This window comes from Rhodomicrobium vannielii ATCC 17100 (assembly GCF_000166055.1).
In the GTDB taxonomy this organism is placed as follows: domain Bacteria; phylum Pseudomonadota; class Alphaproteobacteria; order Rhizobiales; family Rhodomicrobiaceae; genus Rhodomicrobium; species Rhodomicrobium vannielii.
Genome location: NC_014664.1, coordinates 866,981 through 880,923 on the forward strand (window position 1 = coordinate 866,981; position 13,943 = coordinate 880,923).

Sequence of the window (13,943 nt, forward strand, 5' to 3'; positions counted from 1 at the left end):
GTCTTTATGCCAGAATTTCGGGCCGAGCCAAAGCGGCGCAAGGATCGTGGCGATGGCAGGTCACGATGTGGTCGTTGACGAGGCCCGTCGCCTGCATCAGCGAATAGACCGTGGTCGGACCGCAGAAGCGGAAGCCTCGACGCTTCAGTTCCTTCGAGATCGCGGCGCTGAGCGGCGTCTGCGCGGGCACCTCGGAAATGGCGGCGAAGCGGTTCTGAAGCGCGGCACCGTCCACGAAGCCCCAGAAGAATGAGGCGAGCGATTGCTTCTGTTGCAGGTCGAGGCAGGCTTGCGCATTGGCGATGGCGGCTTCGATCTTGCCGCGATGGCGCACGATTCCCGCATTGGCGACGAGCGCTTCGACCTTTGCGGAGTCGTAGCGCGCGACCTTCTCGGGGTCGAAGCCATCGAAAGCGGCGCGAAAGCCCTCGCGTTTGCGAAGGATCGTGATCCACGACAAGCCGGATTGGAAACCTTCGAGTATGAGCTTTTCGAAGAACGCGCGGTCGCTCGTCTTCGGCACGCCCCATTCCTCATCGTGGTAGCGGACGTAAAGCGCGTTGTCGGCGTTCACCCATGCGCAACGGACCGGCACTGCTACGGCGCACGCGGCTTCGAGCGCGGTCACGCGGCGTCTCCCGCAGGTTCCGGCTCAAGCGAATAGGTTGCCCAGTGCGGCACGGTGAGATCCACGTCTGCCGCGCCGACGGTCAACGCGAGCCCTTTCGCCAGCGCGTCGCGCACGCGGTCGATGCGGGCGAGGGCCACACCGTGAGCACCGTAGACCGAGCCGAGGCGGCCGACCGGGAAACCGCCCGCCACGATATCCGCGCCACCTTCCGGCAAATCCGCCGATGCCGTCACCGACAGAACGCGCGTGCGTGCCGTACCGCGATGCTGCATGCGCGAGACGACTTCCTGCCCCACGAAGCAACCCTTCTTGAAGTCCATGCCATGGAGGAAGTCGAAGCACGCTTCGTGCGGGAAGGCATCGCTGAAGGCATAATCCGCGCCGCCCTCAGGCACGGCGAGCGCGATGCGATGGGCGGCGTAGTCCTCGGGCGTGGCTGTCACGGCAGGCGCGGCGGCGGCAGAGATGAGGATGCGGCTTCCAAGCTCCGGCAGGCGCGGATCGGCATAGGCGAGCCCGCCATTCGCCTTCGCCCACGCGGCTGCGTCCTCGCCCCAGATTGCGCCCGCCGCCGTCTTGTCCGACACATCGGCGACGTCCACCTTGGCGCGCAGCTTGTACATGGTGAGGCGCTTTAAAAGGGCGTCGGCTTGTGCTTTCGGCGCGTCAATGAAATGCGTATCGCCATGGCGAACGACGAAGAAATCGAAAAGGATCTTGCCCTGCGGCGACAGCAGACCTGAGAAGCGCGCCTCGTCATTTCCGAGATGCTCGACATCGTTCGTAATCAGGCCGTGGAGGAAGGAAACGTGGTCGTCGCCCGTAACCTTGAGGACGGCGCGATCGGGTAGAAGAGTGGACGGCATGCAGGAAACCTCGCCAGAGATGAAGCGGTGGCCGGATCATAACACCGTTTGGCGTTCCTGCCATGTTCTGCATGCCGTGGTTCGCCACGGCCGGCGGGCGCATCCGATGCCCGCAGAAACTAATGCTGCGCGGGCCAATCCTCCACCGCTCCGCCATCAAAACTTGGCGAGGCCTTCGCGCGGCTGCTGCGAAGCGGCGCCACTTTCGCGCCCCATGGGTCGATCTTCGCCGCCACCTCGAAATTCACATGAGCGCCGGGCACCGGCACCGCATGCACGATCTTGTAGCCGCGCTTCTTCAATTCCTGAAGAATGATCGGCAGGGCGAGGGCGGTGCGCTGGTGTATGTCGTGCAAAAGGAGAATGCCACGCTTCTTCTGTTCGATCTTGTCGATAGCGCGGTTTGCCAGCACTTCCGGCGTCAGCAAGGTCCAGTCGCTCGCATGGAAATCGATATTCCAGATCACGATGCCCGTCGCGGCGGCATAGGTTTCGGTCGCGCGCGTCGATTCGAGATAGGGAAAGCGGAAGAACGGCGCGACGGCAGTCTGATCGTCGAGGCTCTTGCCGGCCGTCGTGAAGCCGTCGGAGATTTCCTTCGTGGCGGCCTTGTACGGCAGCTTAGGGATATGCGCGTGATGCTCGGAATGCGTGCCGATGGTGTGCCCATCGGCAAGCACGCGCTTCAACAGCGCCGGATGCGCCCGCGCCATCGTGCCCACGGTGAAGAAGGTCGCGTGCACGCATTCGGCCGCGAGTGCGTCCAGCACCTTGCCCGTCCACGGCGGGGTAGGGCCGTCGTCGAAGGTGAGAATCACCTCATGGTCTTCAAGAATGGGCGTGCCATAATCCGGGCCGCCGCCGACGCGGCTCACCTTCGCCGGATCGAGGGTGAGCGTCCGGCTGGTGCCGAGCGCGCCCGCAGGGCATTCAGCCGCGCTGGCCGCGCCCGCTAGCGAAAGGAGTGCGACCAGACCAATGGCCGCATGTCTGTAAATCATGATCCCACCACACATGGCTCTTGCAACTCAGAACCATATTCGCCTGCACGCTTATAGCGCGGCTTAAGACGCGACCGCAAAGTCTTCTTAATCTTGGTTTCGCAGGCGTTGAGGGATTGACGCGCAAATGGCGTTCGCGAGGAAGATTTGTGGCAAAAGCGCCGGACGCGGCGTTTCGGCCTATTCGCACCACAATTCAAAGCTTTGCCTCGGAGCAACGGCGAATGAAAAGGAAGCGGTCGACAAGAATGGCACATCACAAAAAATTGCGTCTCGGGCTCATGGCTGCCAGTGCCACGCTTGCGATCCTTGCCGCCGGGTGTTCATCTCCCGCAGGCTTGAGCGACTCGGTCGAGGGGTCGTTCATCCGTGCCGCCGCGACCTGGGACATCAACCACGACGGCGTCGTTACCTGCGACGAGTGGCGCGCCTATGTCGGCCAGCTGTTCAAGGATGCGGACGTCAACCGTGACGGAAAGCTTTCGCCGGAGGAGTTCGCCCGACTCTCCAAAATGGACCGCCTGTTCGAGACCGCGGACTTCAAATATTACGATGTCGAGCGCAAGGGTTACGTGACCGAATCGGACATGGTCGACCGGCGTAATCCCGCCTTCGTGGAACTCGACAAGCAGAACACCTGCCGTCTGAACACCTACCAGCTTCGCGCGGCCACGGTTGAACAGCCGAAGAAGGAAAACCCCGCAATTCCGGGCTCGCGATAGGCGCGATGACGAGGCACGCCCGCAAGGCTTTGCGATCCGACAAGACTGGCGTCAGGTTGTACTTGTGCGCGAATGCATCCTAAGCTCGGGCTGGTGCATTCGCGCAACAGACAAAACTGCTTCGCCCTGCTAGAAAAAAAGCTGGTCTCAACGTCAGACGCGGCTTTTGCATGCATCGTCTTCTGGCTTCGCTTTTGATCTTCGCCGGGCTTCTCTCCCTTCCAGCCCGCGCCGCCAATATCACGACCGTGACCCATGATGGCGTCACGAGGGTCATCGTCATTGCGGGCGTGATTGCCCCCGGCGATGCGCAGAAATTCGCCAATATCGCGCTGATGACCGACGATGCGGTGGTTGCGCTTGCAAGCGACGGCGGGGCGTTGAAGGAAGCGCTTGAGATAGGCCGCGCGATCCGGCTCAAGGGCTTCTCGACCTATGTCACCGCAAATTCGCGCTGCGCCTCGGCATGCGCGCTGATCTGGCTCGCGGGTGTGCCACGTCTGATGGCAACTTCCGCGCGGGTCGGCTTTCACGCCGCCTATTACGATCTCGCGGGCGTGAAGGAAGTCAGCGCGTCGGGCAACGCGATCGTCGGGTCTTACCTGAACACGCTCGGGCTACCCGAGAAAGCGGTGCTAAGCCTCACCTCCGCGCCGCCGACGAGCGTGCGCTGGTTTTCGCCTGCGCAGGTCCGCGGGAACGGAATCGAGGTCACCGTGAAGGATCTCGACAGCACTTCGGAAGCGGGCGTGACCGAACAGGCCCAGACGCCCAAAACCACCGAGGTTACGAAAGACGTGTCGTCGCTTGGCATCGGTCCCGCCGCAACTCCCGCCGATGTCGAAGCGCAGGCGCGGAATTTCGCAGCGCGTTACCTCACATACGAAAACGAGGAGGCCGCTCGCTCGCTGGCTCTGATCTCGGACGTATATGACGACAAGGTTTCGCATTTTGGCAAGATCAAGACCCGGCAGGAGGTATTGGCCTCGCATGCCCGTTTCGTGACGCGGTGGCCGAACCGAAAGCAGTCTCTGAAGCCCGGTAGCGTGATCGTGCTGTGCAAGGTGCCGCAGGCGCAATGCATGGTTGACGCGCTTATCGACTGGGAAGTCGCGAGCGGCAGCACCCGCTCGAAGGGGGTTTCGACGTGGCACCTCGTGCTCAATCGCCAGTCGGATCGCTTCTCCATTGTCGCCGTGGACGGGAAGGTGATCGAACGGCGCAACCTGTCGTCGGAGCGTAATCGCGGCCCGTGCTTCCGCTCGTTCTGTCCGTTCGATCTCGCTTTGCGCTAAGAAGTGGCGCGCCACTTGGGCGCGGCGCGTTCCGATCAGAGGATGAAGAACGCCAGAATGACGGCTTCGTCGTCAGGCGCAGGGGCACCTGACGACGAGTGTGTGTTAGGCCTCACGAGCGCGGCCCCCAAGGTCCCTATCGCTTGCCCGCGCCCGCGAGGACGTGAAGCGCATCGGCTTCGTCGAACATCATCTGAGTGCGATTCGGGAACGCGTTCTCGCCCTCGGAAATGAGCGCGATCATGCGGCGCAGTTCACCGCCGATGTTGAGGATGTGAACCTGCAACAGCCTGTCGGTCTCGTCGGGAAGCCCATCGCGGATCGTGCGCAGAATGCGGTCGTGCTCCATGACGGAGGGCAGAATGCGGTTGATGTGGTCGAGTTGCAAACGCCGGTAGGCGCCGATCCGGTTGCGGATGCTGAGTGTCATCTTGACGAGGTAGTTATTACGGCTCGCCGCATAGATCGTCTCGTGGAAAACCTCATTAGCGCGCGCGTAGCTTTTCGGATCGTGCGACTCGGCAAAGCGGCGGCAATCTTCCTGCGCGGCGGCCATCGCATCGATGTCGCTGTTAAGGCAGGACTTGGCGGCCAGTCGTCCGCAGGCTCCCTCAAGCTCCGCCATCACTTCGAGCAATTCGACGAGCTCGCGGATACCGAGGCGCGCGACCATTGCGCCTTTGTGAGGCCGGATCTCGACGAGGCCGTTCGCAGAGAGTTGACGAAGTGCTTCCCGAACCGGCGTCCGCGACGTCCCGTATCGCTTCGCAAGACCGCATTCGTCCAGCTTGTCGCCGGGCTTAAGCTGAAAGGAGAGGATCTCCTCCTCAATCAACGATCGCAAGCGTTCCGCTTGGGAACTCATAGGACAGCGCTCCTCGTTTCGTGCTCTCGACGATCCTTCCGTCCATAGTCAAAGCTCGGCGCAATTTTTACCGGGCAGGAAGCCATACCCCGGATAATCCGAACAGTGAAGAACCCGAAACCGCCTTTTCGGGCGTAGACCACGAATTTCATGGTATCATCCCCCTCAGACTGGACCTTTGATCAATCGCAAGCAGCGAGGCGCGCAGCCGGAATATGGATGTTTCTTTCTTCCAGGAAATCCTGAGCAAAATTTCGGACCGAGGCAGGCAGATTCTGGATTTGTCATCCTTGATCGGAACAGACGCTGAAGAGTCATTCGAAGAATTATGTCAGGCTTTGGTTTCGAGCAGGGGCGAAGCATCCGGCGTTGCTCTTGCAAGGCGAATCCTTGACCTCTACCGTTTGACGACAGATAAGGAAAAAGACGCTTTTTTCGTGTTTTTGGCAAGACATTTTCTCCCGAGCACAGAGGCGGTCCAGCGAGCGGCGACCGCTTATCTTGAGCAGCCGGAGATCGGTCGGCTCGAAACCCTCATGGCCGCTGTCGAATCGCCGAGGCAGGAACTTTTCCGCCGCCTCAATCTCGCGCCGGGCGGCACGACGGCTCTCGTGCGCATGCGCGAAGACCTGCTGCGCCGTCTGAAGGATAATCCCCAACTCGCCGGCGTCGACCGCGATTTCGTGCATCTGTTCTCCTCGTGGTTCAATCGCGGCTTCCTCGTGCTCGCGCATCTTTCCTGGTCGAGCCCGGCGTCGATCCTCGAAAAATTGATCGCCTACGAGAAGGTGCACAAGATCCACGGTTTCGAGGATTTGCGGCGCAGGCTCGACCCCAACGACCGCCGCTGCTTCGCGTTCTTCCATCCGGCGCTCGTCGATGAACCGCTCATCTTCGTGCAGGTCGCGCTCGCGAGCGAAATTCCGTCGTCGATCCAGCTGCTCCTCGCCTCCGACGCGGAAGATTTCGACGATCCGGACCCCTCCGTGGCGGTCTTCTATTCCATCTCAAACTGTCAGGATGGCCTGCGCGGAATTTCCTTCGGCAACTTCCTCATCAAGCAGGTGGCGGAGGACATGAAGAAGGAGAAGCCTTCGCTGAAGGCCTTCGTGACGCTATCGCCCGCACCGACTTTCAGGTCGTGGCTCGAAGCGAACAAGGCCGAGCTTTCCTATCTTCCGGCGGCGCAGCGGAAGCTGATCGATGCAGCGCTCGCGGGCCAATTCGGCGAGAGCGAGGAGGAACTCGACGCGCTCGAACCCGCCATTCTCGCCGCCGCCGCTCATTATTATCTGCGCGCGAAGGACAAGAAGGGGAAACCGGTCGACCCGGTGGCGCGTTTCCACCTCGGCAACGGCGCGCGGCTGGAGCGGATCAATTGGCTCGGCGACACGTCGGAGAAGGGTATTCGCGAGTCTCTGAGCGTCATGGTCAACTATTTATACGATCTTAAGGACATCGAGCGTAATCACGAAGCTTATGTGAACCTGAGCCAAGTGGCCGCGTCGAAGGCCGTGAGATCGATCCTTCTCGCACCGGAACCGAACGCCAAGGCCGCGCAGCGTAAAAGCGAGACAATCTCATGAGATGGCAGGGACGCCGCGAAAGCGAGAACGTCGAAGACCGCCGCGATGAGAGCGGCGGGGGCGGTTTTCCGTTCCCCGGCGGCGGCGGCATACAGATCGGGCAGGGCGGCGGCCTCGGCATCGTCGGCGTGATCGTGATCGTCGGCATTGCGCTGTTGTTCGGCATCGATCCGCGCGTCATCCTGCAAGGTGGCGGCGAAGGCTTCCCCGGCGGCGGCATCCAGATCCCGCGCGAAGCTCCGCGCGCGCCCTCGCAAAGCGCGACGACGGACGATCAGGCGAAGCGGTTCGTTTCGGTCGTTCTCGGCGATACAGAAGACACATGGTCGAAGATCTTCGCGAGCCAGGGCGCACGTTATTCGCCGCCGAAACTCGTCCTTTTCCGCGACGGCATCCAGTCCGGCTGCGGACTCGCGAGCGCGCAGATGGGGCCGTTTTATTGTCCCATGAACCGCAAGGTTTATATCGACCTGTCGTTTTTCGATATGCTGAAGCGCCGCTTCCGCGCACCGGGCGAATTCGCGCAAGCCTATGTGATCGCGCATGAAATCGGCCATCACATCCAGAATTTGCAGGGGCGGCTTCAGCAGGCGCAGCGGCTTCAGGCGGCCGCCACCTCGGAAGGTCAGCGCAATGCAATTCAGGTGCGCGTCGAGCTTCAGGCCGACTGCTATGCCGGCGTTTGGGCGCATCACACGGCGAAGCTGAACAACACGCTTGAACCGGGCGACATCGAGTCGGCGCTCCGCGCGGCGGCGGCGATCGGTGACGACGCGATCCAGAAGAGCACGCGCGGCTATGCTGTGCCTGATTCGTTCACGCATGGTTCCTCGGAACAGCGGGCCCGCTGGTTCACGCGCGGTTATCAGACGGGTTCGCTGGCGTCCTGCGATACGTTCAACACCGACGCGATCTGAGGGAGGGCGAGTCCGCCCTTCGTTTTGGCAAGCTCGACACACGCTCTGTCACGCGCTCGCCACAGCTTTCCCCTATCAGCGCAGCCAATGTTTACCCCGCCCCGCTATGTTTGAAGAGCGGGGCGGGGCTTTCCATTTGATCGCCGTCAGGCATAAGAACAGCACCGGCGAAGGCAGAAAAGGATCGACCGATGGCGGGATTTAATGCGGTGGTGCTGGCGGCGGGGCAGGGGACGCGCATGAAATCGGCGCTGCCGAAGGTGCTGCACCCGGTCGGCGGCCTGCCGCTCGTCGCCCATGTCATCAAGGCCGCCGCCGACGCTGGTGCGGAGGCGTGCTCCGTGATAGTGCCGCCCGACGCGAAGGGCTTCGATGCGCTTCGCCTGCCCATCGCCGCGCGGTTCTTCGAGCAGCATGAGCGACTCGGCACGGCGCATGCCGTTTTGCAGGCGAGGCCCGCGCTCGAAACGTCGAGCCTTCCGGTCGTGGTGCTCTGTGGCGACACGCCGCTCGTCACGCCCGACAGCCTCGCCCGCCTCGCTGCGGTCATCGCGAACGGCGCCGACATGGCGGTCATGGGCTTCAATGCGCGCAATCCGAAGGGGTATGGCCGCCTTATCACCGATGCGTCGGGCGCGCTGGTCGCCATCCGCGAGGACAAGGACGCGAGCGAGGCGGAGCGGGCGATCACGCTTTGCAATTCCGGCATCCTCGCGTTTCGCGGCGACCTGATTCTTTCGCTCCTCGACCGCATCGGCAATGACAACGCCCAGCGCGAATTTTACCTCACCGACGCGGTTGAAGTTGCCCGCGCGCGGGGGCTTCACGTGGCCTGCGAGATCATCGACGAGGACGAGGTGCGCGGCGTGAACACGCGCGCCCAGCTCGCGGAGGCCGAAGCCATCTTCCAGCGGCGCGCGCGTGAGGCGGCAATGGCGGGCGGCACGACGCTCATAGCGCCCGACACCGTGACCTTCGCGCATGACACAATCATCGGGCAGGATGTCGTGATCGAGCCGAACGTGATTTTTGCAGCTGGCGTCGTCATCGAGGACGGCGTCACGATCCGCGGCTTCTCGCATCTCGAAGGCGCGCGCGTGGGGCGCGGCTCGACCATCGGCCCGTTCGCGCGGTTCCGCCCCGGTACAGTGCTGGAAGCCGGGGCGCATGTCGGCAATTTCGTGGAACTCAAGGCGTCGCATGTCGGGGAAGGCGCTAAGGTGAACCACCTCAGCTACATCGGCGACGCGAATATCGGCGCGAAAACCAACATCGGCGCGGGCACCATCACCTGCAACTACGACGGCTACAGCAAGTTCAAGACGAATATCGGCGCGGGCGCGTTTATCGGCTCCAACAGCTCGCTCGTCGCACCCGTGACCATCGGCGACGGTGCCTATATCGGCTCGGGTAGTGTAATTTCCGAGGATGTGCCGCCCCACGCATTGGCGCTGACCCGCGCGCCGCAGGTGCACAAGGACGAATGGGCGAAGAAGAAGCGCGCGCGCGCCGAGGCGGAGAAGCGGTCGAAGTGAGGCTCGCCGCTAGAAGCGTGAGGCGGTTTTCCGATAAGATCTAAAACGGAGAGATAGAGCGCGCCTTTGGCGGCTTTCGCTCGCGGCATGTTTTCCCGCCATCTGGAAGCGAGCACCTTGAATGCAGCCGATGTAATAGTATAACATTGCTAGTTGCATTCCACCCGGAGATCCTTCTTCCCATGACGCAGAAAGACAAGCGCCTGCCCGTAACCGTCCTTTCGGGCTTTCTAGGCGCGGGCAAGACCACGCTCCTGAACCACGTGCTGAACAATCGCGACGGACGGCGCGTGGCGGTGATCGTCAACGACATGTCGGAAGTGAACATCGACGCGGACCTCGTTCGGGCGGGCGGCGCGAACCTGTCTCGCATGGAGGAGACGCTCGTCGAAATGTCGAATGGCTGCATATGCTGCACGTTGCGCGATGACCTTCTGAAGGAAGTCGCCCGGCTCGCATCGGAAGGCCGCTTCGACTACCTGCTCATTGAATCGACTGGCGTGTCGGAGCCGTTGCCCGTGGCCGCCACCTTTGAATTTCGCGATGAAGAAGGCTTGAGCCTGTCCGACATCGCTCGCCTCGACACGATGGTGACGGTGGTGGACGCGGCACACCTGCTGAAGGACTACGCGAGCACCGACTTTCTGCGCGATCGGGGCGAAGTCGCGGGCGAGGAGGATAACCGTACGATCGTCAATCTCCTCGTAGAGCAGATCGAATTTGCCGATGTAGTGATCCTCAACAAGGTGTCCGAGGCAACGCCCGCGCAACTCGACGCCGCGCGCAAGATCATCCGTAGCCTCAATCCCGATGCGCGCATCATCGAGACCGATTTCGCCCGCGTCGATCCCGCGCGGATCTTCGACACAGGCCTGTTCGATTTCGACAAGGCGCATCAACACCCGCTCTGGTACAAGGAGCTGTACGGCTTCGCGGAGCATACGCCGGAAGATGTCGAATACGGCATCACGAGCTTCGTCTGGCGCGCGCGCCGACCCCTCGATCCCGCCAAATTTCAGGAGTTCATCCAGACACCGCTGCCGGGCGTCGTGCGTGCGAAGGGCCATTTCTGGCTCGCGACGCGCCCCGATTGGGTGGGCGAGTTCAGCCTTGCGGGCGCTATCGCCGCTACGGGGGGCATGGGTTATTGGTGGGCGGCCGTGCCGGAGGCGCGCCTGGCGCAGGATGAGGAAACGCTCGCGAAGGTCAAATCGCGCTGGGACCCGGTCTTCGGCGACCGGCGGCAGGAGCTCGTCTTCATCGGCGTTCTCGGCGAGATGAATCGCGGGCGCATCGAGGCGATGCTGGATCGCTGCCTTGTGGGCGACGCCGAGAAGCCGGTGTTCAGTCCCAAATCATGGGCGAGGCTGCCGGATCCGTTTCCGTCATGGGGGCTCGGCCCGAACGGGTGACGCCTGCGCGAACCTTTCCGAAGCGCAACTTAAACTTGCCTGAAACAGTCTGTAGTATTGTTTGAATTTGTGCGTTCGCGCGGCGCAGCTACCATCGCGGGCGATCACGTCGTCCGACCTTCGGAAAGGCCAAATCCATGTGCGGAATCATCGGTATCCTCGGAAAAGAACCGGCAGCGCCACGTCTCGTCGATGCGCTGCGTCGGCTTGAATATCGCGGGTACGATTCCGCAGGCGTCGCCACCCTCGAAGGCGGTGTCCTCACACGGCGGCGCGCCGAGGGCAAGCTCGCGTCGCTCGACCGGAAGCTCGGCGCGGAGCCGCTTTACGGCACGTCGGGCATCGGGCATACGCGCTGGGCGACGCATGGCGCGCCGGTCGAGAGGAACGCGCATCCGCACATGGCGGGCGCCGTCGCCATCGTCCACAACGGCATTATCGAGAATTTCCGCGAGCTTCGCGAAGAGCTTGAGAAGGAAGGCGAGACCTTCGAAAGCCAGACCGACAGCGAAGTCGTGGCCCATCTCATCAATCGCGAGCTTCAGCGTGGCGCGGACCCGGTGGCGGCCGTGCATGCGTCGCTCGCCCGTCTCACAGGCGCGTTCGCGCTGGCGATCCTGTTCTCCGGCCGCGACGATCTGATGATCGGGGCCCGGCGGGGCAGCCCGCTCGCCGTCGGTTACGGCAAGGGCGAGATGTTCCTCGGCTCTGACGCCATGGCGCTCGCGCCCTTCACCGACCGTGTGACGTTCCTCGACGAGGGCGATTGGGCCGTGCTCAGCCACGATGGCGTGACGATCCACGACGAGAGCGGCGCAGAAGTGAAGCGCCCCATCGTGCGGACCGCGGTTTCGGCGCTCCTTATCGACAAGGGCAACCACCGCCACTTCATGGCGAAAGAGATCCACGAGCAGCCGGAAGTCATCAGCCGCACGCTCGCGCATTATGTCCGCTTCGACAGTAATTCCATCGAGCTTCCGGGCGGCGGTCTGCCGTTCGACAAGCTGTCAAAGCTCACCATCACGGCCTGCGGTACGGCTTTCTATGCGGCGCTGACCGCGAAATACTGGTTCGAGCGCTATGCGAAGCTTCCGGTGGATGTCGATATCGCGTCCGAGTTCCGCTATCGCGAATCGCCGCTACCGAAGGACGGGCTCGCCGTGTTCGTCTCTCAGTCCGGCGAAACGGCGGACACACTCGCAAGCCTCCGCTATTGCCGCGATAATGGCCAGCTCATCGCCTCCGTGGTGAACGTGCCGGAATCGTCCATCGCGCGCGAATCGGACGCCGTTCTTCAGACGCTCGCCGGGCCGGAAATCGGCGTCGCCTCGACGAAGGCATTCACGTGCCAGCTTTCGGTGCTGGCCTGCATGGCGATCGCGGCGGGGCGCAAGCGCGGCGTGCTGTCGGCTGCCGACGAGGCCGAGCTTGTGAGTGCGCTCGTGCAGGTGCCGCGCCTCATGGCCGATGTACTGAAGCGCGAGGACGAATTCGACGCGCTGGCGCAGACGCTCGCCAAGGCGCCGCTCGTGCTCTATCTCGGGCGCGGATCGAGCTATCCGCTCGCCCTCGAAGGCGCGCTGAAGCTGAAGGAAATTTCCTATCTCCACGCGGAAGGCTTCGCGGCGGGCGAACTGAAGCACGGCCCCATCGCGCTCATCGACGAGACGGTGCCCGTGATCGCGCTCGCTCCCAAGGATGCGTTGTTCGAGAAGACGGTGTCGAACCTTCAGGAAGTGGCGGCGCGCGGCGGCAAGCTCGTCGTGTTCTCCGACGCGCCCGAAGCGCAAGCAGCGGTCAAGGCGCAGGCTAATTTCGTGCTGCCGATGGCGCACAGCCTCGTCAACCCGATCCTCTACGCCGTGCCGATCCAGCTTCTCGCCTATCACACGGCGGTCGCGATGGGCACCGATGTGGATCAGCCGCGGAACCTGGCGAAGTCCGTGACGGTGGAGTAGGCGCGGGCTTTTGACGGACGGAGTTGTTCGGCGACAAAAAAAGTGATCCTTCGCGACCAAAAGGCCGGTGTTCCCCCGCAGGCGCGGGGATAGACCCGCCGTATGCCGTAGTGCTGCGCTCGTTTTTTAGCCCGGCGCGTGACAGCAAACTTCACGTCCGACACGTGACAGGACGGACCGAGTCTGCGCCCCGTGTATGTGTTACAGAGTGATGGCAACGCGGCGCGTCCAGCATTTGATGTTCCCTAAAGCTGGCCACGACCGCGGCTACGACCGATGCCAGCCTTTGCTTCCGGCGCTCACGGGCGGGTGCCAGATGGCGGAGCGACGGAGGCGTTGGGCTGCGCTTTCACCGTAACGGTCTCGTCAATGTCGAAGAAGATCAGGGCGGTGGCGGCAAAGCCTTCCGGCGTCTCGTACATGAGATGGTGCGTGGCACCCTTGAACTGCACCAGCCAGGCGCCGGGAATAGACGATGCCAGCGTCTTCGAACTCTCCGCGCCAACCACATTGTCGGCGGTGCCGACTACCAGCATCACCTGGTTGGTGATCGCAGGTAACTGATCCAGCGGTGTCCTCCAATGCGTCGTGGCTTCGACCTGCCGCGCCACGATCGGATCGCTCGGCACCCGGCCGTGCAGCGCCTTGGCGACGTTGCTACCGTCGGTCGAAGTGGCGTGGATCAGCGCTTTGTTGAAGCGGTCGGGATATTGCAGCAGCAATTGCTGGGTAATGGTGCTGCCCATGGAATAACCCAGCACGTGGGTTTGCTTGACGCCGAGTGCGTCGAGTAGGCCGATCACGTCGGCGGCGAACAGCGGATAGCTGAATGGGGTGTCGTTGGCGCTGCTGTGGCCCATGCCGCGATTGTCCAGAAGGATCAACTGGTAGGTCTTCGACAGTGCCTCGACCACCTGCGGTGGCCAGTTCTCGGCCGTGCCGCCGAGTCCCATGATCATCACGAGCGGCGCGCCAGTGCCGATCAGCTTGTAGCCGATCGAGATACCATTGGCGTCGACCTGATAGATCGCACGGCCCTGCGGATCCTGGCCGATCACCTTACCGGCGGGCGCGATCGGATCGGCGACGGCGCAGCCCGCGCCGATCAGCAGCGCAACGGCGCATGAAACCAACGATGAAGCGAACCTTGCCATG

12 protein-coding genes are annotated in these 13,943 nt (G+C 62.7%); 7 read left to right on the plus strand and 5 right to left on the minus strand.

What is annotated here, in order from left to right; all coding sequences use genetic code 11:
- Positions 1-4: 4 nt before the first annotated feature.
- The 3 genes from RVAN_RS03900 to RVAN_RS03910 form a co-directional block, all read right to left on the minus strand.
- The gene (locus tag RVAN_RS03900) at positions 5-628 is read right to left on the minus strand and encodes a DNA-3-methyladenine glycosylase I (RefSeq protein ID WP_013418462.1); all 624 of its coding nucleotides are present in this window, start codon (positions 626-628) and stop codon (positions 5-7) included.
- Positions 625-1,497: a YgfZ/GcvT domain-containing protein gene (locus tag RVAN_RS03905; protein WP_013418463.1), complete on the minus strand. Its 873-nt coding sequence runs from the start codon at positions 1,495-1,497 to the stop codon at positions 625-627. Before RVAN_RS03905 ends, RVAN_RS03900 begins: the two co-directional genes overlap by 4 nt.
- Positions 1,498-1,616: 119 nt before the next feature.
- Entirely contained in the window at positions 1,617-2,498 is an 882-nt protein-coding gene (locus RVAN_RS03910) for a polysaccharide deacetylase family protein (RefSeq protein ID WP_049779214.1), read from the minus strand.
- Positions 2,499-2,746: 248 nt separating this feature from the next.
- Between RVAN_RS03910 and RVAN_RS03915 the strand changes: the two genes are divergently transcribed.
- Both RVAN_RS03915 and RVAN_RS18675 read left to right on the plus strand, forming a co-directional pair.
- Positions 2,747-3,220 carry an EF-hand domain-containing protein gene (locus tag RVAN_RS03915; protein WP_169309514.1) on the plus strand — a complete coding sequence of 158 codons (474 nt, stop codon included), beginning with the start codon at positions 2,747-2,749 and terminating at the stop codon, positions 3,218-3,220.
- Between the two features lie 170 nt (positions 3,221-3,390).
- The gene (locus tag RVAN_RS18675; protein ID WP_013418466.1) at positions 3,391-4,515 is read left to right on the plus strand and encodes a hypothetical protein; all 1,125 of its coding nucleotides are present in this window, start codon (positions 3,391-3,393) and stop codon (positions 4,513-4,515) included.
- A gap of 136 nt (positions 4,516-4,651) precedes the next feature.
- On the opposite strand, the gene RVAN_RS03925 is transcribed toward RVAN_RS18675, so the two are convergent.
- Positions 4,652-5,380, minus strand: a complete 729-nt coding sequence (locus RVAN_RS03925; RefSeq protein WP_013418467.1) for a GntR family transcriptional regulator — start codon at positions 5,378-5,380, stop codon at positions 4,652-4,654.
- A 215-nt stretch (positions 5,381-5,595) separates the two neighbouring features.
- Between RVAN_RS03925 and RVAN_RS03930 the strand changes: the two genes are divergently transcribed.
- The 5 genes from RVAN_RS03930 to glmS all read left to right on the plus strand — a co-directional run bounded on the left by RVAN_RS03930 (position 5,596) and on the right by glmS (position 12,788).
- On the plus strand, positions 5,596-6,966 hold the full coding sequence (locus RVAN_RS03930; RefSeq protein ID WP_013418468.1) for a malonyl-CoA decarboxylase: 1,371 nt from the start codon (positions 5,596-5,598) through the stop codon (positions 6,964-6,966).
- The gene (gene ypfJ, locus RVAN_RS03935; protein ID WP_013418469.1) at positions 6,963-7,883 is read left to right on the plus strand and encodes a KPN_02809 family neutral zinc metallopeptidase; all 921 of its coding nucleotides are present in this window, start codon (positions 6,963-6,965) and stop codon (positions 7,881-7,883) included. The genes RVAN_RS03930 and ypfJ overlap by 4 nt, the downstream gene beginning before the upstream one ends.
- A gap of 191 nt (positions 7,884-8,074) precedes the next feature.
- Entirely contained in the window at positions 8,075-9,418 is a 1,344-nt protein-coding gene (gene glmU, locus RVAN_RS03940; RefSeq protein ID WP_013418470.1) for a bifunctional UDP-N-acetylglucosamine diphosphorylase/glucosamine-1-phosphate N-acetyltransferase GlmU, read from the plus strand.
- A gap of 182 nt (positions 9,419-9,600) precedes the next feature.
- Positions 9,601-10,830: a GTP-binding protein gene (locus RVAN_RS03945; protein ID WP_013418471.1), complete on the plus strand. Its 1,230-nt coding sequence runs from the start codon at positions 9,601-9,603 to the stop codon at positions 10,828-10,830.
- Between the two features lie 137 nt (positions 10,831-10,967).
- On the plus strand, positions 10,968-12,788 hold the full coding sequence (gene glmS / locus RVAN_RS03950; protein ID WP_013418472.1) for a glutamine--fructose-6-phosphate transaminase (isomerizing): 1,821 nt from the start codon (positions 10,968-10,970) through the stop codon (positions 12,786-12,788).
- Positions 12,789-13,087: 299 nt separating this feature from the next.
- Here glmS and RVAN_RS03955 read toward each other — a convergent pair whose 3' ends face one another.
- The gene (locus RVAN_RS03955; RefSeq protein ID WP_013418473.1) at positions 13,088-13,942 is read right to left on the minus strand and encodes an alpha/beta fold hydrolase; all 855 of its coding nucleotides are present in this window, start codon (positions 13,940-13,942) and stop codon (positions 13,088-13,090) included.
- Between the last annotated feature and the right edge of the window lies 1 nt (position 13,943).